This is a genomic window from Bartonella sp. EBT8 (assembly GCF_055796165.1).
The window spans coordinates 222,197-244,674 of sequence record NZ_JBTTDJ010000001.1; the positions used below are offsets into that span (position 1 = coordinate 222,197).

Sequence of the window (22,478 nt, forward strand, 5' to 3'; positions counted from 1 at the left end):
GGAACATCGATTCCGTCTCCTTATAGTTTCTTTCAACCTTTAATGCTTATAAAGCAAATGAGGGTCAAAAAGTTCGAAAAAATTTTGCCTTTTTATACTCAATATTTCATCTGAATAAAATTTATCTTTATTCAGATGAAGTTTTTTATCCCTTTAAAACCGACATCAAGGTTTTTCCTATCTGTGACGGTGAAGGAGAAACCCGAATCCCAGCGGATTCCATTGCAGCAATTTTATCTTCTGCTCCTCCTTTACCACCAGAGATAACAGCACCAGCATGCCCCATTGTACGTCCTGGAGGGGCTGTACGACCAGCAATAAAACCAACGACTGGTTTTTTACGACCTTTTCTCGCTTCATCTTGAAGAAACTGTGCCGCCTCTTCTTCAGCAGAACCACCAATTTCACCAATCATAACAATAGACTGAGTTTCCTCATCAGCTAAAAACATTTCCAAGACATCAATAAACTCGGTGCCCTTAACAGGATCACCACCAATCCCAATAGCTGTTGTCTGACCAAGCCCCTCATGGCTCGTTTGAAAAACAGCTTCATAAGTCAAAGTCCCTGACCGCGAAACAACCCCAACAGAGCCCTTTCTAAAAATAGACCCAGGCATAATACCAATTTTACATTCATTGGGAGTGAGAATACCAGGACAATTGGGACCAATAAGACGTGATTTTGATTTCTCCAATTGAGCTTTGACTTTAACCATATCCATAACAGGAATACCTTCCGTAATACAGATAATCAAGCGAATCTCAGCGTCGATCGCTTCTATAATAGCTGCCGCGGCTCCTGCTGGTGGAACATAAATAACCGAAGCATCTGCACCGGTTTTCTCTTTTCCTTCTGCAACACTGGAAAAAATAGGAAGTGTCTCACCTTTTGAACCTTCCCATGTTTCACCACCCTTTTTAGGATTAACACCACCAACCATTTGCGTGCCATGATAAGCAAGCGCTTGTTCTGTATGAAACGTTCCTGTTTTTCCTGTAAGCCCTTGAACGAGAACTTTTGTATCTTTATTCACAAGAATCGACATAGTTTAAGCTCCCTTCACAGCTGCAACGATTTTTTGAGCAGCATCATCTAAATCATCAGCGGGAATAACATTCAAACCACTGTCACTGATAATCGCCTTACCCTGCTCAACATTCGTGCCTTCAAGACGGACAACCAAAGGAACCTTTAAACCAACTTCTCTCACAGCAGCAACCACACCTTCAGCAATAACATCGCAACGCATAATACCACCAAAAATATTGACCAAAATGCCCTTAACATTTGGATCAGCAGTGATAATTTTAAAAGCAGCGGTTACCTTTTCTTTTGAAGCCCCACCACCAACATCAAGGAAATTCGCTGGTTCAGCTCCATAAAGTTTAATGATATCCATTGTCGCCATAGCAAGACCCGCTCCATTGACCATGCAACCAATTGTGCCCTCAAGAGCAACATAAGCAAGATCATGCTTTGAGGCTTCAATTTCTTTTGGATCTTCTTCTGAGATATCGCGCAATTCCAAAATGTCTGGATGACGGAACAAAGAGTTATTGTCAAAAGAAACTTTTGCATCAAGAACGCGCAAATGGCCATCTTTCATCACAATAAGCGGATTGATTTCAAGAAGGCTCATATCTTTTTCACAAAAGACCTTATAGAGAATTGGAAAAAGCTTTTCCCCATCTTCTCTTGCACTATCACGCAAATTCAGTGCATCACAAAGCCTTGTACAATCATCAGAAGTAACACCCTGTATAGCATCAATGGGGAGAGTTAATATTTTTTCTGGTGTTTCTTCAGCAACTGTTTCGATATCCATTCCACCTTCCGTTGAAACAACGAAAGAAACGCGACCAACTGTACGATCAACCAAAAGTGAAAGATAAAGCTCCTGTTCGATATCGGCGCCATCTTCGATATAAAGGCGATTAACCTGTTTACCCTCTGGACCAGTTTGTTTTGTTACCAAAGTTTTACCAAGCATTTCTTGGACATTTGCAACAACTTCTTCAACGGACTTTGCGAGCCGAACACCACCCTTTGCATCAGGACTGAGTTCTTTAAACTTACCTTTACCACGACCACCGGCGTGTATCTGGCTTTTAACCACATAGAGTGGCCCTGGTAATTTTTTTGCCCACTTTTCAGCTTGCTCTACAGAATAAACAGCAACACCATTTGCAATTGGTGCTCCATATTCATGAAGCAGACGTTTAGCCTGATATTCATGGATATTCATGCATTTGTCCTTTTCTTTTACGGATTATTTCACTAACCCTTAAACCTTAATATTTAAAATACTCTGTTTTAACCAACAAAACCTTGCTCAATTCATTTGAGACGAGGCATAAGAGCGATACAAGCCTCACAAAGCTTTTGCACCGCATTTACTGAATACTCAAAAGCATCTCTTTCGTTTTTATCAAGATCAATTTCGATGACCCGTTCAACACCCCCTGCACCAAGGACAACAGGAACACCAACATAGGTGTCATTAACTCTATATTCCCCTGAAAGATAGGCTGCAACAGGAACAACACGTTTAGTGTCCTTTAAATAGGCTTCAGCCATAGAAACAGCAGAAGCTGCTGGTGCGTAAAAAGCAGAACCTGTTTTTAGCAAACTAACGATTTCTGCACCACCATCACGGGTACGCTGGATAATTTGATCAATTCTTTCCTGTGTTGTCCACCCCATCTTCACAAGATCCGGCAAAGAAATACCACCAACTGTTGAATAACGCACGAGAGGCACCATCGAATCACCATGCCCTCCTAAAACAAATGCAGTCACATCTTTAACAGAGACCTTAAATTCTTCAGACAAGAAATGACGAAAACGCGCCGAATCAAGAACACCAGCCATACCAACCACTTTATGGGCAGGAAGACCTGAAAATTTCTGCAATGCCCATACCATTGCATCAAGGGGGTTTGTAATACAAATAACAAACGCTGAAGGCGCGTATTTTCTAATTCCCTCACCAACTTGTTCCATCACTTTTAGATTAATACCCAAAAGATCATCACGACTCATACCAGGTTTTCGTGCAACGCCTGCTGTTACAATAACAACGTCAGAACCTTCAATGGCTTCATAAGCATTTGCACCTTTTAAACTGATATCAAAACCATCAACGGGTGAAGATTCAGCAATATCAAGAGCCTTACCCTGTGGAACACCCTCCGCAATATCAAAGAGGACAACGTCGGCAAGCTCTTTAAATCCAATAATATGCGCTAAAGTACCCCCGATCATACCTGAACCAATGAGAGCTATTTTTTTTCGGGTCATTTTATTTCTTCCTAACATTAAAAACTCAGCACACGTTTATCAGCATCAGTACACTGAATATTTCTTTGACCTTAGTTATATTTTAACAATATCAACAAAAAGAGAAAAATATAAAACCTACCAAATTTCTCTTTTTACAACAGTAACAATTCTCCATAGAAATAATTATTAGAAAATTACCATGAAGTATCGATAAAGTGTATTTAAAAAAAATACAACAGAATTATCAATGTTCTTTTAAGTGCAAGGAATTATTATTCTTACAGTTTACGTAAAGGTAAAGTTCTATTCAGCTTTTCCCCTTCAAAGAAAACGTTCTGCCCAAAGTTTCAAATAATCTTGGCTTTGCATTTCAAAAAGACGTGATTGTGTTCTTTTAAACTCAAATGTTTCCGTCGTCTGAGCACGCCCTTTATATAAATTTTCAAGGATATCCGCCGCTGATATAAATAATCTTATGTGGCGCTCATAAAGAATATCGATGAGTAGAATGAAACGTTTCGTTTCATTGCGACATGTATCATCCATTACAGGCACATTATCGACAAAAATCGTGTGATAACGCTCAACCAATGCTAAATACTCAGCTGCTGCCAAAGGTTTTGCACATAAATCTTGATAATCAAAGCGTGCACATCCCCCGCCAGAGCGTGGAATATGAATCAAACGCCCCTTTATCGCAAGTTCATCAGAGATTTCCTTGTGTCCTTTTAGCACCAGTGCCCAAGCTTGATCCATACACTCATTTGCTTCCCCCCCTAACGGCGTTATATACACATGCTGTAGATTTGACTTTTCAAGGCGATAATCTGTTTTTGTATCAAGATTGACAATGCGAACATGCGCTTTCAAAACTTGAATGAAAGGCAAAAAAAGCTCTCGGTTTAGACCATTATAATAAAGATTATCGGGTGCAACATTTGAAGTCGCAATGAAGAAAACGCCTTTATCAAACAAAGCAGAAACAAGACGCCCCAGCACCATAGCATCAGCAATATCTGTGACACTAAATTCATCAAAACAAAGCACGCGCGCTTCTTGTGCAAGATCTTCAGCAACAGCTAAAATAGGACTATCTTTTCCAGTTTTTACATTCGTTGATGTTTGACGGTAAAAATTAATGCGTTCATGCACATCAGCCATGAAATCATTAAAATGTGCACGCTTTTTATACCCTTGCGGTAAACAAGAAAAAAACAAATCCATAAGCATGGTTTTGCCTCGTCCTACTTCGCCATAAAGATATAACCCTCGAAAGGAACCCTCTTTTTGCCTTGAAAGACGGGGAAAAAAAATCCTCTTGAAAAAGTTCCAGAACTGCCAAGGGCGGGAAACATTTTGATCCATAACATCTTGTAACAAATGATCAAAATGTTCTGTTAAAGCCAATTGAGCAGGATCAAAATAGATGTCTCCTTTGTATACCAGCTCCTTATAGCGCGTTGACACTAAAACCATCCAAATAACCTTTTCAACCTGTTTTCAATGAAAAATACAAGTTCTCGTCACAAACCAGTGTCCATATTTCTTACTTTTTCATAACCGGTCAAAAACACTCTAACGGCTTAAAACAACTGGACGATCATCAAGTGTATACCCCTCAAAACGATCAACATTGGAAGAATAAAGGGAAACAATAACGCGTCCCGAATTATTATAGAAATATAATCTTTTCCCTTTAACAGCCCATGAGTTTATTTGAGAAATGATTCCTGGACAGTGTAAAGGACCAGCCCGATACCCTTGGCCAAATTTCGTTTGTGGCGTTGCAATTCGGCAAACTTTACCCCCCACAGAAAGATTCCATACTCCAGCAATACTTGCAGGAAACAAATCAACAGCATTACTTGGCAACTCAAGACTAGCCATTCTTCCATCACTCTGAGAATCGCCTTTTTCATACATTGAAACATCTGATGCTTCAGACTCTAACGAATAAGAAGAGGCAGGATCAGACATTACTTCTGTTGGCATTTCTTGAAGTGGATAAAAAATTTCTGCTGTGTTGTCACGAACATTCCTGTCAAATCGCGATGTAGAACATCCCGCTAAGAACATTACCATTGAGATTGCAATGAAAAACGAAATTTTTGAAAATGGCATATCCATACTCTTTCCCACAACTAAATAAGTTCACTCAAAGGAATAGGTAAACATCATTATAGGGCATTTTACAAAGATAAATTAACAAATTAAGAAAAATAGGCCGAAAATCGATTATTTTAAAGAATAAATAATTTTTTACCACCAGTTTCATGATTAAGTACTAGAAATTTATAAGATTTTCAGTCATACATCTATGATGGCCATCACTAAAAATAGAGAAATTTCATGAAAACGCCTTTCAGCAAAATGAACGGTCTTGGTAATCAAATCATTGTTGCTGATATGCGTGAAAGTGAACATTCGCTTACACAGCAAGCAATCCTTGCTTTATCGGAAGATCCTCAAACTCGTTTTGATCAAATTATGGCGATCCATTCATCAACTAAAAAAGAAGCCAACTTTCGTATTGAAATATGGAATGCTGATGGTTCAATGGCTAAAGCTTGTGGGAACGGTACTCGTTGCGTAATTGCATGGCTCACAGACAACAATCTTGGTGAAATTTTTCATTTGGAAACGCCTGCTGGAATGATTGAAGGTAAACGCCACGCTGACGGACTCATTTCTGTTGATATGGGAAAGCCTCATTTCAATGCAAAAGAGATGCCTGTTTCACGTGAAATACTTGATACCAATCACGTAGAGATTGCTGCTGGTCCTTTAAAAGATGCTTGCCTTATATCTATGGGTAATCTCCATGCTATTTTTTTTATTGAGAATAATATTCAAAATATTCCATTAGAAATCTATGGACCAAAACTTGAGCATGATCCTCTTTTTCCAGAACGGTGCAATATTTCCATTGCTTCTGTCTCGTCAAAAAAAAGCCTAAATTTACGCACATGGGAGCGTGGAGCAGGATTAACGCAAGCATGTGGAAGTGCAGCTTGTGCAGGTGCGGTAGCGGCTTATCGACGTGGACTGACAAAACGCCAGATCGATGTGAATGTCCCAGGGGGAACACTTAATATTTTTTATCGAGAAGATGATCACGTTATTATGACCGGTCCAGTAAAATATGAGTTTAGTGGTTTTTTTAACCCTTTAACAGGGAGTTCCAAAAAGGATCACTTTTGATGACAGTAGAAATTGTAACTTTTGGTTGTCGACTAAACAGCTACGAATCGGAAATCATACGCAAAGAAAGTACTTCTTCAGGACTAGGTCAACTCAAAGACGGTGCTATAATCTTTAATACCTGTGCTGTCACTGCCGAAGCCGTGCGACAAGCAAAACAAGCTATCCGTAAAGCAAGACGTGAAAATCCTCATGCCCGCATTATTGTGACAGGATGTGCCGCACAAACAGAAGGGCAAAATTTTGCCTCAATGACAGAAGTTGATCTTGTTTTAGGGAATGAAGACAAGCTCCATGCTCATTCTTATCGTCAACTTCCTGATTTCGGTATCAACCATTCCGAAAAGTTGCGTATCAATGACATCATGGAGGTACAAAAAATTGCCCCCCATATGGTAAGTGCAATGGAAGAACGCACCCGTGCTTTTGTACAGGTGCAAAATGGATGTGATCATCGCTGTACATTTTGCATTATTCCTTATGGACGCGGTCCATCACGTTCAGTTCCCATGGGGGCTGTTATTGAACAAATAAAAAAACTGACAGACAATGGTATTCAAGAAGTTGTTCTGACAGGTGTAGATCTTACAAGCTACGGTCATGATCTTCCAGGAAAAGCTACTCTAGGAAAATTAACTTCAACCATTTTGCATCATGTTCCTGACTTGCCTCGACTACGCCTTTCATCAATAGATTCTATTGAAGCAGATGAAGAACTTATCAATCTTTTAGCCTATGAAAAGAGAATAATGCCACATTTGCATTTATCTTTGCAAGCAGGCGATAATATGATACTAAAAAGGATGAAACGGCGGCATTTGCGTGAACATGCAATTCAATTTTGCCAAGATTTGCGTGCCAAACGTCCTACAATGGTTTATGGTGCTGATTTAATTGCTGGTTTTCCAACTGAAACAGAAGAGATGTTCGAAAAGAGTCTCTCTTTGATTAACGATTGTAATTTAACACATCTTCATGTTTTTCCTTTCTCTCCAAGAGAAGGAACACCTGCTGCGCGCATGCCGCAAATTAACCGTAAAATAGTAAAAATGCGTGCAGAAAGACTACGCAAAGCTGGTGATGAAGCATATCAAAAACATCTTTCTCACTTACAAAATAGTCAACAAACAATCCTCGTTGAAAAAGATGAAATTGGACGAACAGAAGATTATACCCTTGTACAAATAAAAGGTGCAAAAGCTGGAACAATTGTTCAGGCCCTTATCATTGACCATGATGGTGATAAATTGATTGCTGTTCTTCCAAAATTGAATGCCGCTTGAGCAGGAAAGCCCTTATGACAAAATCTTTTATAAAAAAAATATTTTCTTTTAAAAAATCTAAAGAACAAGAAAATGAACAAGTGCGTATCCCTTATGAAGCAGGTACGACGAAAGAAAGTGACGACAAAAATAAAAGCATAAATAACAATCAATCTTCTATCGATAAAGAAAAAGAAGAGGTACAAGGAGTAAATCAAAAGACAACATCTGAAAAGTGTGATGAAAAAGCTCCATCTTTTGCGCCATATTCTGGAAAAATAATCGTCACAGATACAATTAGTGAAAAAAAAATTGACGAGTTTTCATCGATTTCTTCTGTTGAAGAGAAAAAAACAGCGTGGTTTGGGCGTCTAAAAAAAGGATTAGCCCTTTCTTCACAACGCTTAAGTGGATCGATTGGTGACCTTTTTGTTAAGGGAAAACTTGATGAAGATACATTACAAGAATTAGAAGATATTCTTATTCAAGCTGATCTTGGTATAGAAACGGCTACACGGATCACTGATATTTTGGCTTCTAATCGTTATGGAAAAAATTTAACTCCAGATGACATTCATACTATTGTCGTTGACGAAATAAAAAAAGTGTTGGAACCTGTTGCAATTCCGCTAGAACTTGACCTTAATCATAAGCCTCATGTTATTTTATTGGTTGGTGTAAATGGTACTGGAAAAACGACAACTATTGGAAAACTTGCAGCAAAACTCACCGCAGGAGGGTTAAAAGTTATGCTGGCTGCTGGTGATACATTCCGTGCTGCCGCTATTGAACAATTACACATTTGGGGTGAACGCACCAGATCTCCTGTTATTTCAACTAAACTAGGAGCAGATGCTGCTAGTCTAGCATATGATGCTTATGAAAAAGCAAAAGAAGCAAACAGTGATGTTTTGATTATTGATACAGCTGGACGCTTGCAAAATAAAACTGAACTGATGGATGAATTGGCAAAAATTATTCGTGTTCTAGGTAAACATTCTCCCCAAGCACCCCATACAATCCTTCAGACGCTTGATGCAACCACTGGGCAAAATGCACTAAACCAAGTGGATATTTTCCGTGAAATTGCTGGCGTTAATGGTCTCATCATGACAAAGCTCGATGGCACTGCACGAGGAGGAATTCTTGTTGCCATTGCAGCAAAATATAAATTACCCGTTTATTTTATCGGTATAGGAGAGAATATAGAGGATTTTCAACCTTTTTCTGCTTCTGACTTCGCCGAAACTATTGCAGGAAGACACGCATGAAAAAAACTTCATTTAAGCCACATTCGCATAATAATCCCGATTCTAACCATATCAAGAATAATCAACAAGATCTCCTTTCACCCACACTTAAATTTTTCTTAGAGATGGGACCATTGGTTGCCTTTTTTCTTGCTAATTATAAGGGTGAGTGGTTGATAAACAACATTGGAATTTTTAAAAATTTTAGTAAACCTATTTTTCCTGCAACAGCCATTTTCATGGTAGCGATCATAGTTGCCCTAAGCCTATCATGGGTTCTTACACGAAAAATTCCTATAATGCCTCTTATCTCAGGAATCTTTGTTCTAGTCTTTGGATTTTTAACGCTTTGGCTTCATAATGACACTTTTATCAAAATGAAACCAACAATCATTAATATTTTATTTGCTCTTATTCTTTTTGGTGGCATGCTTTTTAAAAAACCACTTTTGCGTTATGCTCTTGATTCTACTTTAAAAATTGATGATTTAGGGTGGAAAAAACTCACATATCGTTGGGCATTTTTTTTCATTTTTCTTGCTCTTCTCAATGAAATTGTTTGGCGTAATTTTAGCGATAACTTTTGGACCAGTTTTAAAGTATTTGGTGTTATGCCTATAACAGTTCTTTTTATGCTCATTCAAATGCCTCTTATAATCAAACATTCAACAGGTCTTTTTACAGAAGAGGACAAATCTAATTCTTGAAAACAACACCTTTATTACTATAAATTGTTTTGTAGCTTCATCGCCATAGACTATTCATGGAGAGAATACGTGTTAGTTGAACAGTTCATGTGTCGAGAAGATAATTTTGGTGTACTCATTCATGATGAAAGAAGTGGCTACACAGCAGCAATTGATGCACCGGAAAGCAATGCGATTCAAAAAGCTCTAAAACGCCGCAACTGGACTCTTCAAACTATTTTTGTAACGCATCATCATTATGACCATGTAGAAGCACTGGAAGAATTAAAACAAATTTATAAAGCCGTAGTGATTGGACCAGAAAAAGAAAAGATTAATCATCTTGACCAAACACTTCAACCTGATGAACGTTTTTTCTTTGGTACGTGCCCACTTTTAGCTCTTTCAACACCAGGTCATACTTTAGGTGCATTATCTTATTATTTCCCTGAAGAGGGGATCCTTTTTTCTGGAGACACACTTTTTTCTCTCGGTTGTGGACGTCTTTTTGAAGGGACGCCTTCACAAATGCTAAACTCTTTAAAAAAGCTTCGTTATCTTCCCGATGAAACACTTCTTTATTGTGGTCATGAATATACCAAAGCCAATGCTCTTTTCGCATTAACAATTGACCCACACAATCAAAAACTTCATCAAAGAACAGAAGAAGTGTTCTTACTACGCGCAAAAAACGCCATGACTTTACCAGTAACCTTAGGGCAAGAAAAAGCTACCAACCCTTTTCTTCGCTGGGATAGTAGTCCTTTGCGAAAAGAACTTTCTATGGAAAATCAAACAGATGAAGAGGTTTTTGCTGAAATCCGAAGAAGAAAGGATAATTTCTAACCATGTTTAGGTTTATATACCTTTTGTTTTTCCTTTTTCTTTTCGTACTATATATCCAAATGACAACAGCAAAGGAAAAAAACAATTCGTTTAATTTTCCATATGTTATAGAAAACTATACCTTAACAGAAGATTTCCTTTTAAAAATGGAACAAATTGAAAAGGATTGTAAAAACTTACCACCAGAGCTAAAAACATCTCATAAGAACTATAATAGTAACCTTGAAGGATTTATCGCTCTTATTTCTAATCAACCAAAATTAATGGCTCTTTTAAGAAAAAATAAGATCACAGCAAGAGATTTTGCTCTTGGTAATTTGGCAATTCAAGAAATAGTAACAGAACTTTTAAATGAATCTTTTGAATCTTCCCCTGAAAAGCTTAAAAGAGAAGGTTTTTCTTCTCCTGAAAAAACTCCTATATTTTTAAGCAATTTGGAATTTGGTAAAAAACATTTATATCGATTGCTTGTTATTTTAAAAGGAAGTTGTAAATAGCTTATCTCTTTTTAGACAATGAATTTAACCTTGTAAACGTCGGCAAATATCATCCAATTGCTCTAATGAAGAATAATGTATTTTTAGATCACCGCCTTTTTTTCCATGCCTAATGATAACTTTCATTCCAATAACATCTGCAAGTAATTTTTCTAAAGATTTTGTTTCTGTATCTTTCTCCATGGCGGTTCTTTTTTTGACTTTAGGATTTGCTTGTTCATATGCAAGTATTTCCGTTTGACGAACAGAAAGTCCTTCGCGAATAATTTTTTCAGCTAAATCTTGTGGATTATCGACAGTAATAAGACAGCGTGCATGACCAGCTGAAAGTTGTCCATCCGTTAAAAATTGCTGCACTTTTTGTGGAAGTTTTAATAAACGAAGCGTATTAGCAACATGACTCCGGCTTTTCCCAATAACTTGTGCCAAATCTGCTTGCGTATATCCATGCTCATTGAGCAAAATTTCATACCCCATTGCCTCTTCGATAGGATTAAGGTCGGCACGTTGAACATTTTCAATAATTGCCAATTCTAAAGCTGTTTTATCATCTACATCGCGAACAATAACTGGTAATTTACTTAAATTGGCTCGCTGTGCAGCACGCCACCGTCTTTCACCAGCAATCAACTCAAATCGGTGAGAATTATCACGGGAAGGTCTCACAATAACAGGCTGAACGACACCATGCTGGCGAATTGATTGCGCTAAATTATCAAGTTCTGAATCGGTAAAATGACGTCGTGGATTATGTGGATTGCACGAAATGGATTCAAGAGAAACAAATTTTTCAGAAACAGGGGATACTGTGGAGGACTCTGTAAATTTGTCAGTATTTGATGAACGTGTAAAATCATTGTTTAAACCGATATCCCCAATTAATGCCGCTAATCCACGACCCAGTCTTTTTTTTGATTGATCATCATTCATAGTTTTTCTCTTTGAGTTTTTTATAAAAATTGTTTTTTTATATTTTTAAGCAGCAGCATGTGCTTGTTTTTCGCGTTGAATGACTTCCGAAGCTAGACGCAAGTAAGCCTGACTACCGGCGCATGTTAAATCATAAAGCAATACTGGTTTACCAAAAGAAGGTGCTTCTGATACCCGCACATTTCGCGGAATGACAGTGCGATAAACTTTATCTCCCATAAAAGAGCGAACATCTTGGACAACTTGATTTGAAAGATTATTACGTCCATCATACATTGTTAGAACAATACCCTGAATTTCTAGAGACGGATTAAGAACAGATCGCACCTGCTTTACTGTTTCAAGCAATTGGCTTAAGCCTTCAAGTGCTAAAAATTCACACTGCATAGGGACTAAAACCGAATCTGCAGCCCCCATAGCATTAAGTGTGAGAAGATTAAGAGACGGCGGACAATCAATTAAAATATAACTGTATTTTTTTTCCATCTTTGGATCATCACAGAGAGCTTTACGTAATCGTTGTATACGATCTTGAGAGGAAGCAATTTCCATTTCTACACCTAAAAGATCAAGTGTAGAGGGTACAATATGGAGATTTGGGACGGCTGTTTTCAAAGCTGCTTGTGTGACTGAAATTCCTGAAATAAACACATCATAAGAAGATAAAGGACGGCTATTACGATCAATTCCCAATCCTGTACTTGCATTCCCTTGTGGATCAATATCCATAATGAGAACATTTTCACCAATAGCTGCCAAAGCTGTAGCAAGATTAATTGCAGTGGTTGTTTTTCCGACTCCACCCTTTTGGTTTGCAATAGCGATAATCCGTGTTTCGCTCATTTTGCTTTACCCTCTATATGATCGAACATGAGAAATTTCTAAAATAACAGAATTTTCATCAATTTTACTTTTATGTTCTAGCAGATCAAACTGCCAATTGGCAGAGGCATTTTTTATTTCTGTAGAGTAATCCCGACCTTTTTGCAAAAGAGCTATTGTTTTTTTTGTTAAGAGAGGAAAAATAAGTTGTAGGAGCGTATCGAGAGAAGCTAATCCCCGTGCTGTTATAATCTCTGGTGCATCTATTTTTTTGTATACATCTTCAATTCTACAATGATAAACTTTTGCTGGAAGATTAAGCTGAGCAATAACTGTTCGCAAAAAAGCTACTTTTTTCCCATTACTCTCAACGAGATCAATATGCCCTTCTTTTTTTTCTTTCAGAAAAATGGCAATAACGATTGCAGGAAATCCACCACCTGATCCAAGATCACACCAATTTAATAAATCACTGTGCAAGGGATAAATTTGTGCACAATCCAAGATATGGCGTGTCCATAAAACTGGTACTGTCGCATGAGAGACTAAATTAATATGTGTATTCCATTGTGTTATTAAATTTTCAAACTGTATTAAATTTTCCATCGTTTCACGTGAAACAGAAGGAACAATATTTAAGAGTTCTTGATATTTTTTCTGTATAGAAATATCCATTAAGCTGATTTAGCCTTTTCGCGTCGTTGACGTTGAATAGATGTAATAATAAGGGATAATGCTGCTGGCGTCATTCCATCAATTTTTTGAGCATCAGCGATTGAACGTGGTGATATTTGTTGAATCTTTGTCTTCAATTCATTTGAAAGACCTGAAATTGATTGAACATCAAGAGAAGAAGGGATTTCTAAACGTTCATCACGCTGAAGAGAAGCTATATCCTGTGCTTGTTTTTCTAAATAAACTGCATATTGTGCCTCAATTTCTAAGGATTCAACAGTTTTAGAGTCGAGTGATTGTAGTTGCGGCCAAAATTGTGAAAGGCGCTCTATAGTTATGCTAGGATAAGCAAGAAAATCATAAGCTGAACGTCGAACGCCATCGTGATTGACTTTCAACCCATATGCAGAAGCTTGATTGGGGGTTAGAAAAAGCTCCTGACATATTGATCGTGCTTGATCAAGACGTTGTTGTTTTTGTTTATAACACTCCCAACGGGCTTTACTTACAATACCCCATTGCTGTGCTAAAGGTGTTAATCGAACATCAGCATTATCAGACCGTAAAGACAAACGAAATTCAGCACGTGATGTAAACATTCGATAGGGTTCACAAACTCCACGTGAGACTAAATCATCGATCATAACACCAATATAAGCTGTAGACCGGCTTATAAGTATTTCCTCTAATTTACCGACCTTACGTGCGGCATTCAATCCAGCTAAAAGACCTTGTGCTGCAGCCTCTTCATATCCCGTTGTACCATTAATTTGACCTGCTAAAAACAAACCTGGTAAGGAGCGTAATTCCAATGTTTTTGTTAATTGTTGTGGATTAACAAAATCATATTCAATAGCATAACCAAGTTGAAGGATCTTAACATTTTGCAAACCTTCAATAGTTTTCAAAAAAGAAATTTGTACATCTTCAGGAAGAGAAGTAGAAAGACCATTTGGATAAACAGTATCATCATCTAACCCTTCAGGTTCTAAAAAAATTTGATGTCCATCACGTTCTCCAAATTTAACAATTTTATCTTCAACAGAAGGACAATAACGTGGTCCTAACCCTTCAATATTTCCAGAATATAAAGCAGATCGATGAATATTTTCACTAATAATTTTATGTGTTTTGGCGTTTGTACGTGTTATTGCACATTCAATTTGTGGTTGTTCAATTTTTTCTGTTAAAAGAGAAAAGGGAACGGGATCTTCATCAGCTTGCTGTTTTTGAAGAGAATCCCAATCTATTGTTTTTTTGCTAAGGCGTGCAGGAGTTCCTGTTTTTAATCTTCCAAGATTTATTTTATAACTTTTTAAACGTTCAGCGAGATGTATACTCGATTCATCTCCCATCCGTCCAGCAGTCCACGTTTTACCACCAATATGAATAAAACCATTTAAAAACGTCCCTGTTGTTAAAACAACAGCACCAGAAAAAATTGTTCCTTTATTTTTTAAAACAACACCTGAAGCACAACCATCTTTAATAATCAAATCAACAACTTCATCTTCAATGAGAATGAGATTATCTTGTTCTTGTAAAAAATTTTGAATTGCTTTTTTATAGAGTTGTCTATCAGCTTGTGTACGAGGTCCTCTTACTGCTGGTCCTTTTCGTCGATTAAGAAGTCTAAATTGAATTCCAGCAGCATCTGCTGCTTTTCCCATAAGACCATCCAAAGCATCAATTTCACGAACCAGATGCCCTTTTCCAAGTCCACCAATAGCGGGATTACACGACATTGTCCCTAATGCCGATATTTTCTGTGTAACAAGAGCTGTCCGCGCACCTGCACGAGCTGAAGCTGAAGCAGCTTCACAACCAGCATGACCACCTCCAACAACAATAACATCATAGAATTGCATCAGAATTCATTCCATAAATAACACTTTTCAAGTTTCACGTGAAACAAGATATAAAATACATCATCTTTTAAATGTGTCTATTGAAATAATCAATGTTTCACGTGAATCATTATTTACCAACACAAAATTCTGAAAAAATAATATCAAGCAAATCTTCAACATCTATATCTCCAGTAATTTTTCCAAGAAAATCACTCGCACGACGAAGATGTTCTGCCCGTAAACTTAAATCAAGAGAAGTATAATTCACAGAAGTCTCAATTTCTTTAACAGCCTCTTTTAATAACTGAAGTTGTCTTTTACGTGCTGGAACAAGATTCCCAATTTCAGAAACACGACGTAAACAAAAGGATTCAAGTTCCTTAATAAAACAATCAAAATTTAAACCAGTTAAAGCAGAAAATTGTATAAAATAATGTTTTTTATTTTCTTCATAAAGATCAAGTTTATTCCCAACATGCCATATTTCAGCTGATGTTTCTGGTAAATCAATCTCTTTAGGATTTCCCATATCATAAACTAAAACAACCAAATCAGCATCCCTAACATGCTGCTTAGCTACTTCTATTCCCAACAGTTCTATCTTATTTTCTGTTTCTCTAAAACCAGCAGTATCCGTTAAAAAAACAGGTAAACCACCAAGAATCAACCTCATTTCTAAAGCATCGCGGGTTGTACCCGCTTCCTCTGTCACAATAGAAACAGGTCTTCCAGCCAAACGATTCATAATACTTGATTTTCCAGAATTTGGTGAACCGGCAATAACAATTTTTAACCCATCACGTAAAATACTCGCACGTTCCCCTTCATCAATATGTTTATGAAGAGAAGCGCAAAGATCTTCTATATTTTTCCAAACTTTATCAGATATTGCGTTTGGGATATCAGCTTCATCAACAAAATCAAGTTCTGCTTCAATAAAAGCACGTGCTTTCATAATTTTATGACGCCAATCACGATAAAGCGTTGTTAAATGCCCACTTGTCCCCATAACAGCTAAACGTCGCTGACTTTCCGTTTCTGCTTCTATTAAATCAGCAAGACCTTCTGCTTGAACAAGATCTAATTTTCCCTCCATAAATGCACGACGTGAAAACTCACCCGCTTCTGCAAGACGACATCCAGAAAATGTAGATAATTCATCGAGAAAACGATTAACAACTGCTTTTCCTCCATGCAAATGAAACTCTGCACAATCTTCTCCTGTAAAACTATGAGGAGCAGGAAAAAAAACAGTCAAAGCAGAATCTAAAAAACTACCATCACAAGCAGTAAGATTTCCGTAATGCATAAAGCGCGCTTTAGGTAGACAACCACAAAGCGTCTTAACAATATTCACAACATGAGGACCAGAAAGTCGAATGACTGCAACCCCTGAAGGCAACAACCCACTCGAAACAGCAAAGATTGTATCCACAGGATATATCCTAAGCGAAAAACTTAATGTTTTTATGTATTCATTGAATCAAAAAAATCGCTATTATTTTTCGTTTGTTTTAATTTATCAATGAGAAATTCAATTGCATCAGTGACATTCATAGGTGTCAAAATACGACGAAGTACAAAAATCTTATGCAAATCTTGCCGTGCTACTAAAAGCTCTTCCTTACGTGTTCCAGATTTCAAAATATCCATAGCGGGAAAAATACGCTTATCAGCAACTTTACGATCAAGAACAATTTCTGAATTACCTGTTCCTTTGAATTCCTCAAAAATAACCTCATCCATACGACTACCAGTATCAATCAAAGCCGTTGCAATAATAGTTAAAGATCCACCTTCCTCAATATTACGTGCAGCACCAAAAAAACGTTTAGGACGCTGTAGAGCATTTGCATCCACACCACCTGTCAAAACTTTCCCTGATGAAGGAACAACCGTATTATAAGCACGTCCAAGGCGTGTAATAGAATCAAGGAGGATAACAACATCACGCCCATATTCAACAAGTCGTTTTGCTTTTTCAATGACCATCTCAGCAACTTGAACATGACGTATTGCTGGTTCATCGAAAGTAGAAGAAACAACTTCTCCTTTTACAGAACGCTGCATATCAGTAACTTCTTCTGGTCGTTCATCAATCAAAAGAACAATAAGGTAACATTCAGGATGATTAGTCGTGATAGAATGGGCAATATTTTGAAGTAAAACTGTTTTTCCTGTCCGAGGAGGTGCTACAATGAGTCCTCTCTGTCCCTTTCCTAATGGAGATATTAAATCAATTACCCGTGATGACATATCCTTTTCTGTAGGATTTTGTATTTCCATCTGAAAGCGTTCATTTGAATAAAGAGGAGTGAGATTATCAAAATGAATTTTATAACGAATTTTTTCAGGATCTTCAAAATTGATCGTATTAATTTTAAGAAGAGCAAAATAGCGTTCACCTTCTTTTGGGCTCCGTATAGGACCTTCAACTGTATCACCTGTTTTTAAAGAAAAAGATTGAATTTGTGCAGGAGAAAGGTAAATATCATCAGGTCCTGGAAGATAATTGGCATCAGCAGATCGCAGAAATCCAAATCCATCTTGTAAGACTTCAACGACTCCCTCTCCAATAATTTCTACGTCTTGTGAAGCAAGTTTTTTTAAAATGGCAAACATTAACTCTTGTTTTCGCATTAGGGAAGCATTTTCAACTTCCAATGCTTCAGCAAAAGAAACAAGTTCAACGGGATTTTTACTTTTAAGTTCTTGTAGTTTCATTTCTTGCATGAAATACGCTCTTTAAGTGATGGGGGAATTATCCTTAGAATAAAAAGAATGAAATATTCTTATAAGAAAAAAGAATTCTACACTCAATTTTTAAAATCTGCAAGCATCATTTACATGAATTATTATCATATGATATTAAATAATTTTATAAAAAAATTGATTATATAATTTTAAGTAAAAATAAAAAACATTTTTATAAGAGATAATATATTATTTTTTTATTTTTCCTATATTTTTTATATTAATATAGATTCTAAAAGGGGATTCTTATTATTTATGTCTGTGTATAATGTGAATTATTAATTATACTTTCTCTGTCCTCAATTTTATCCCCAAAAATAAAAGAAAAAAGAACAGTTATAACATGATCTTAAAAGCATTATCCCCATTGTTTCATCATAAGAGGAAATTCAATTATCACAGCTGTTCAATTTGTGCATAAAAATGGAATTTTTTTGCTAAATTTTAGTTTTATAAAAGAGGCTGATCATATATACACATTTGTTAACAAGGAGTTAAAATTTTTGTGACAAAAGAGAAAAAATTCTTTCATTTACACATGCTTTCTGATGCAACGGGGGAAACATTAATTTCTGTTGGAAGAGCGGTTGCATCGCAATACACGATGAGTCACGCAATAGAGCACATCTATCCTATGATTCGTAATGAAACACAGTTGCAGAGAGCTCTTGATGAGATACAGCAAGAACCGGGTATTGTTCTTTATACAATTATTGATAAAAAAATTAAGCTACTTCTTAGGAAAAGATGTGAAAAAATAGAAGTTCCTTGTATTGATATACTACATCCTGTTTTGGATGCTTTTCAGTCTTACCTTGGAATACCAACAAATTTACGTGTGAGTGCACAGCATGATCTCAATGCAGATTACTTTCGTCGTATTGATGCATTAGATTTTACAATAGAGCATGATGATGGACAGTCTTCCAATGATTTAACAGGGGCAGATGTAATCCTTGTAGGGATTTCAAGAACTTCTAAAACACCTACCAGTATCTATTTAGCAAATCGTGGAATCAAAACAGCTAATATTCCTCTTATTCCGGGTATTGATTTACCAGAAGCTATTTTAGAAGCAAAAGATGCTTTGATTATTGGTTTAATTGCTTCAGCTGAAAGAATCTCACATGTTCGTCAAAATCGAGATTTAGGAGAGTCTCCTGCTATTGAAAGTTATACGAATAGAATCAGTATAGCTGAAGAGTTAATCTATGCAAAACGTATTTGCGAACGCTTCGGTTGGCCTATTCTTGATGTAACAAGACGCTCTATTGAAGAAACAGCTGCTGCTATCTTTGAGCTTTTGTCGCGATTCCGTGAAGGAAAATGAGAAAATATGGTAGCAGATAGATTAATATTGGCATCTCTTAGTTCTTATCGTGCACAATTATTGAAAAAAGCAGGTTTAAACTTTTTCATTGAAGGAGCTTCTTTTAATGAAAGAGAAATAGAAAAAACAGTAAAAATAAAAGATCCTAAAAAACTGAGTTGTTTTCTTGCAAGTGCAAAGGCAAAAAATGTTTCTGATCGCTTTCCTGATTCTGTAGTCATTGGTTGTGATCAAGTTCTTGATTTAGAGGGACAAGTTATCCATAAAGTTACAAGTAAAAAGGAAGCACATCAACGTTTATGTGATTTATCAGGAAAGACACATTTCCTTCATAGTGCGGTGGCTTTATTTAAAAATGGTCAAGAAATTTGGAATGAAGCTTTTAGTGCACAGATGACAGTCCGTTCTCTTTCATCAGAGTTTATTGAAGGTTATTTAACACGTGTAGGAATAGATGTTTTTAACAGTGTGGGAGTATATCAAATTGAAGGGGAAGGAATCCAACTTTTTGAAAAGATTGATGGAGATTTTTTTACCATTATTGGTTTACCTTTATTGCCTTTATTAATAAAATTGCGGTATTTAGGGGCTATAGATGGTTGAGTTGACAACAGGGTATAAAAAAACAGTTTTTCCACGTGTTTTTGTTATTGGCACACCTATTCACCATTCAAAATCACCAAAAATTCACAATTTTTGGCTTAAACAATATAATTTGCAAGGTGAATATTTAGCACAGGAAGTAGCTCCTGAAAAATTTAAAGATTTTTTCACATCTATACAAAGAAGGGGTTTTTGCGGGGGAAATGTCACTCTTCCCTATAAACAAGAAGCTTTTCACTTAGCAAATTATAAAGATAATGTAGCAACAATAATTGGTGCTGTTAATACACTGTGGTATGAAGGGGATAAACTTTGTGCAACAAATAGCGATGCCTATGGCTTTAGTGCCAATCTTGATGATTTTGTTCCTGAGTGGGGTGGTGAAACAGCACTTGTTTTTGGTGCGGGTGGTGCTGCTCGAGCTGTCCTATATGCTTTAAAAAAACGTGGATTTGAACGTATTTTGTTACTTAATCGTACAAAACAACGTGCCGATGATTTAGCAGAGCATTTTGGAAAACCTGTTGAGGTCCATGATTGGTATCGTGTTGATGAAGTACTTCACAAAGCTGATTTAATTATTAATACAACTTCGGTGGGTATGACAAACTCACACGAAAAAAAAAGTGATTCTTTTTTTTGTGATTTTCAGAAAACAAAAACAACAGCGTTAGTAACAGATATAGTTTACACGCCATTGATAACGCCTTTTTTACAACAAGCAAAAGCGCATGGTTTAAGGATAGTAGATGGACTTGGTATGCTTTTACATCAAGCTGTTCCTGGTTTTGAACGATGGTTTGGCATAAGACCACAGGTAACAAAGGCACTACGAACAGCAATTTTAAAGGATATGGGTGAAGAGATAGGATGAAAATTATAGGGTTGACCGGATCAGTCGCTATGGGAAAATCAACAGTTGCTGATTTTTTTAAACAAGCTGGTATTTCTGTTTTTAGTGCTGACAATGCAGTGCACCAACTTTATAAAAGTGAGCCAATCTTATCACTCATAGCACGTATATTTCCTAGTGTTGTTGAAAATGGCAAAATTGATTGCCTCAAGCTTTCGGAGATTGTGATCAACGATAATAAAAAATTACAAACATTAGAAAAAATAATTCATCCTTTGGTACAAAGGAAAGAAAAAGAGTTTATTGATACAGCACGCCAACAAGGAGAAAAATTAGTTGTTCTCGATATTCCTCTTCTTTTTGAAACAAAGAGTGAAAAGCGTGTAGACAGTGTGATTGTTGTTTCTGCACCACTATCAATACAGAAGGAGCGTGCTCTGATTCGCTCAAATATGAATGAAAGAAAATTTGCCTTTATAAATGCTAGGCAAATGTCTGATGAAAAAAAACGAGAACGTGCTGATTTTGTTATTGATACAGGAAAAGATTTAGAGAATACACGGCAACAAGTTTTTTATGTAATAAAGAGTTTACTAAAGAATTGAAATCATGCGTGAAATTATTTTTGATACAGAAACAACGGGTTTAGATAAAGAGAAAGATCGCATAATTGAAATCGGTTGTGTAGAGATGGTTAATCGTTATCTCACAGGACGCCGATTCCACGTTTATTTGAACCCACAAGGCGTTATTATTCCTGATGAAGTTGTAGCAATTCATGGATTAACCAATGAGCGCTTGAAAAATGAGAAAAGCTTTAGTGATATTGCTGATGAATTTTTAGAATTTATCAATGGTGCAATGATGATTGCGCATAATGCTAGTTTTGATATTGGTTTTCTTAATGCAGAGCTAGGACGAGCAAATAAACCGCTTATCAGTGTTGATAATATTCTTGATACATTGGCTATGGCACGGCGTAAATTTCCTATGGGTCCTAACTCTCTTGATGTTTTGTGCAAACGTTTTGGAATTGATAATAGCCATCGTATTCTTCATGGTGCTTTGCTTGATGCAGAGATTCTTGCTGATGTTTATATTGAACTCATTGGTGGAAAACAGGGCGTCTTGAGTTTTGATAATAGAGAGGATGTTTATGAAAGTACTCAAAATGACAAAGATGCTCTTAACACAGTTAAATTTCGTCCACAAACCTTACCTTCAAGATTAAGTGCGCAAGAAAGAAATATGCATGCTGATTTTATTAGTAAAATGGGTGAAAAGGCTCTGTGGAATGACTTCGAAATTCCTGAGTAATTTTCCCCTCTTTTTCTTAAGAAGATTATTTAAAAAGTTAGAAAGAAAAAAATCTCTAAAAAACAGCTCAAAAAATATGGTCGTTGTGGGGAGGGGAACACCACAACGACCCTGTCATTACATCGTACCTCAGCTATCATAGGAGGAGCAAAATGAAAGCTATTATATCCTGTAACAGCAAAGAAAAGCTCTAGGTACTACAGTGCAACGACTTCACGCTTTATGAAAACAAAAAATGGCTTTTTAGAGGCAATTCGATAAATTTTAAAATTTAAAGTAAAAAAATATATGAAAATGAATTATTTTTTGATTGAAAT

22 protein-coding genes are annotated in these 22,478 nt (G+C 36.6%); 11 read left to right on the plus strand and 11 right to left on the minus strand.

All coding sequences use genetic code 11. The features are described 5' to 3' along the window. Positions 1 to 145: 145 nt before the first annotated feature. The 5 genes from sucD to AC0QT4_RS01100 all read right to left on the minus strand — a co-directional run bounded on the left by sucD (position 146) and on the right by AC0QT4_RS01100 (position 5,406). Positions 146 to 1,048, minus strand: a complete 903-nt coding sequence (gene sucD, locus AC0QT4_RS01080) for a succinate--CoA ligase subunit alpha (RefSeq protein WP_473199864.1) — start codon at positions 1,046 to 1,048, stop codon at positions 146 to 148. Between the two features lie 3 nt (positions 1,049 to 1,051). Further along, positions 1,052 to 2,248 (minus strand): ADP-forming succinate--CoA ligase subunit beta, encoded by a 1,197-nt coding sequence (sucC, locus tag AC0QT4_RS01085; protein WP_473199865.1) that lies wholly within the window; start codon positions 2,246 to 2,248, stop codon positions 1,052 to 1,054. A 92-nt stretch (positions 2,249 to 2,340) separates the two neighbouring features. Further along, positions 2,341 to 3,303, minus strand: coding sequence for a malate dehydrogenase (mdh, locus tag AC0QT4_RS01090; protein ID WP_473199866.1), 963 nt, complete (start codon positions 3,301 to 3,303; stop codon positions 2,341 to 2,343). Positions 3,304 to 3,606: 303 nt separating this feature from the next. Beyond that, on the minus strand, positions 3,607 to 4,761 hold the full coding sequence (zapE, locus tag AC0QT4_RS01095) for a cell division protein ZapE (RefSeq protein WP_473199867.1): 1,155 nt from the start codon (positions 4,759 to 4,761) through the stop codon (positions 3,607 to 3,609). A 99-nt stretch (positions 4,762 to 4,860) separates the two neighbouring features. Continuing rightward, positions 4,861 to 5,406, minus strand: a complete 546-nt coding sequence (locus AC0QT4_RS01100; RefSeq protein WP_473199868.1) for an AprI/Inh family metalloprotease inhibitor — start codon at positions 5,404 to 5,406, stop codon at positions 4,861 to 4,863. 228 nt (positions 5,407 to 5,634) lie between these two features. On the opposite strand from AC0QT4_RS01100, the gene dapF reads away from it, so the two are divergent. From dapF to AC0QT4_RS01130, 6 genes are all read left to right on the plus strand, one after another. Continuing rightward, positions 5,635 to 6,486 carry a diaminopimelate epimerase gene (gene dapF, locus AC0QT4_RS01105; protein WP_473199869.1) on the plus strand — a complete coding sequence of 284 codons (852 nt, stop codon included), beginning with the start codon at positions 5,635 to 5,637 and terminating at the stop codon, positions 6,484 to 6,486. Beyond that, on the plus strand, positions 6,486 to 7,769 hold the full coding sequence (gene mtaB, locus AC0QT4_RS01110; protein ID WP_473199870.1) for a tRNA (N(6)-L-threonylcarbamoyladenosine(37)-C(2))-methylthiotransferase MtaB: 1,284 nt from the start codon (positions 6,486 to 6,488) through the stop codon (positions 7,767 to 7,769). Before dapF ends, mtaB begins: the two co-directional genes overlap by 1 nt. A gap of 14 nt (positions 7,770 to 7,783) precedes the next feature. Beyond that, complete coding sequence (ftsY, locus tag AC0QT4_RS01115) at positions 7,784 to 9,019, plus strand: signal recognition particle-docking protein FtsY (protein WP_473199871.1); 1,236 nt, start codon at positions 7,784 to 7,786, stop codon at positions 9,017 to 9,019. Continuing rightward, on the plus strand, positions 9,016 to 9,705 hold the full coding sequence (locus tag AC0QT4_RS01120) for a septation protein A (protein ID WP_473199872.1): 690 nt from the start codon (positions 9,016 to 9,018) through the stop codon (positions 9,703 to 9,705). The genes ftsY and AC0QT4_RS01120 overlap by 4 nt, the downstream gene beginning before the upstream one ends. Positions 9,706 to 9,774: 69 nt before the next feature. After that, positions 9,775 to 10,530 carry a hydroxyacylglutathione hydrolase gene (gene gloB, locus AC0QT4_RS01125; RefSeq protein WP_473199873.1) on the plus strand — a complete coding sequence of 252 codons (756 nt, stop codon included), beginning with the start codon at positions 9,775 to 9,777 and terminating at the stop codon, positions 10,528 to 10,530. A gap of 59 nt (positions 10,531 to 10,589) precedes the next feature. Further along, positions 10,590 to 11,027 carry a hypothetical protein gene (locus AC0QT4_RS01130; RefSeq protein WP_473199874.1) on the plus strand — a complete coding sequence of 146 codons (438 nt, stop codon included), beginning with the start codon at positions 10,590 to 10,592 and terminating at the stop codon, positions 11,025 to 11,027. Between the two features lie 24 nt (positions 11,028 to 11,051). Here AC0QT4_RS01130 and AC0QT4_RS01135 read toward each other — a convergent pair whose 3' ends face one another. The 6 genes from AC0QT4_RS01135 to rho all read right to left on the minus strand — a co-directional run bounded on the left by AC0QT4_RS01135 (position 11,052) and on the right by rho (position 18,037). Continuing rightward, entirely contained in the window at positions 11,052 to 11,957 is a 906-nt protein-coding gene (locus tag AC0QT4_RS01135; protein WP_473199875.1) for a ParB/RepB/Spo0J family partition protein, read from the minus strand. Positions 11,958 to 12,002: 45 nt separating this feature from the next. Then, entirely contained in the window at positions 12,003 to 12,800 is a 798-nt protein-coding gene (locus tag AC0QT4_RS01140) for a ParA family protein (RefSeq protein WP_473199876.1), read from the minus strand. A gap of 6 nt (positions 12,801 to 12,806) precedes the next feature. Then, the gene (rsmG, locus tag AC0QT4_RS01145) at positions 12,807 to 13,454 is read right to left on the minus strand and encodes a 16S rRNA (guanine(527)-N(7))-methyltransferase RsmG (protein ID WP_473199877.1); all 648 of its coding nucleotides are present in this window, start codon (positions 13,452 to 13,454) and stop codon (positions 12,807 to 12,809) included. Further along, the gene (mnmG, locus tag AC0QT4_RS01150) at positions 13,454 to 15,322 is read right to left on the minus strand and encodes a tRNA uridine-5-carboxymethylaminomethyl(34) synthesis enzyme MnmG (protein WP_473199878.1); all 1,869 of its coding nucleotides are present in this window, start codon (positions 15,320 to 15,322) and stop codon (positions 13,454 to 13,456) included. The genes rsmG and mnmG overlap by 1 nt, the downstream gene beginning before the upstream one ends. A 109-nt stretch (positions 15,323 to 15,431) precedes the next feature. Then, positions 15,432 to 16,739 (minus strand): tRNA uridine-5-carboxymethylaminomethyl(34) synthesis GTPase MnmE, encoded by a 1,308-nt coding sequence (gene mnmE / locus AC0QT4_RS01155; RefSeq protein WP_473199879.1) that lies wholly within the window; start codon positions 16,737 to 16,739, stop codon positions 15,432 to 15,434. A gap of 32 nt (positions 16,740 to 16,771) precedes the next feature. Further along, positions 16,772 to 18,037 (minus strand): transcription termination factor Rho, encoded by a 1,266-nt coding sequence (gene rho / locus AC0QT4_RS01160; RefSeq protein ID WP_473199880.1) that lies wholly within the window; start codon positions 18,035 to 18,037, stop codon positions 16,772 to 16,774. 526 nt (positions 18,038 to 18,563) lie between these two features. Here rho and AC0QT4_RS01165 point away from each other — a divergent pair. The 5 genes from AC0QT4_RS01165 to dnaQ are packed head-to-tail and all read left to right on the plus strand — an operon-like array spanning position 18,564 to position 22,161. Next, entirely contained in the window at positions 18,564 to 19,388 is an 825-nt protein-coding gene (locus tag AC0QT4_RS01165) for a pyruvate, water dikinase regulatory protein (RefSeq protein WP_473199881.1), read from the plus strand. A 6-nt stretch (positions 19,389 to 19,394) separates the two neighbouring features. Then, positions 19,395 to 19,991, plus strand: a complete 597-nt coding sequence (locus tag AC0QT4_RS01170; RefSeq protein ID WP_473199882.1) for a Maf family nucleotide pyrophosphatase — start codon at positions 19,395 to 19,397, stop codon at positions 19,989 to 19,991. Beyond that, the gene (locus AC0QT4_RS01175) at positions 19,984 to 20,865 is read left to right on the plus strand and encodes a shikimate dehydrogenase (protein ID WP_473199883.1); all 882 of its coding nucleotides are present in this window, start codon (positions 19,984 to 19,986) and stop codon (positions 20,863 to 20,865) included. Before AC0QT4_RS01170 ends, AC0QT4_RS01175 begins: the two co-directional genes overlap by 8 nt. Beyond that, positions 20,862 to 21,449 carry a dephospho-CoA kinase gene (gene coaE / locus AC0QT4_RS01180; RefSeq protein ID WP_473199884.1) on the plus strand — a complete coding sequence of 196 codons (588 nt, stop codon included), beginning with the start codon at positions 20,862 to 20,864 and terminating at the stop codon, positions 21,447 to 21,449. The genes AC0QT4_RS01175 and coaE overlap by 4 nt, the downstream gene beginning before the upstream one ends. Before the next feature lie 4 nt (positions 21,450 to 21,453). After that, a complete protein-coding gene (gene dnaQ / locus AC0QT4_RS01185) occupies positions 21,454 to 22,161 on the plus strand; it encodes a DNA polymerase III subunit epsilon (RefSeq protein WP_473199885.1) in 708 nt (235 codons plus the stop codon). Positions 22,162 to 22,478: the final 317 nt, after the last annotated feature.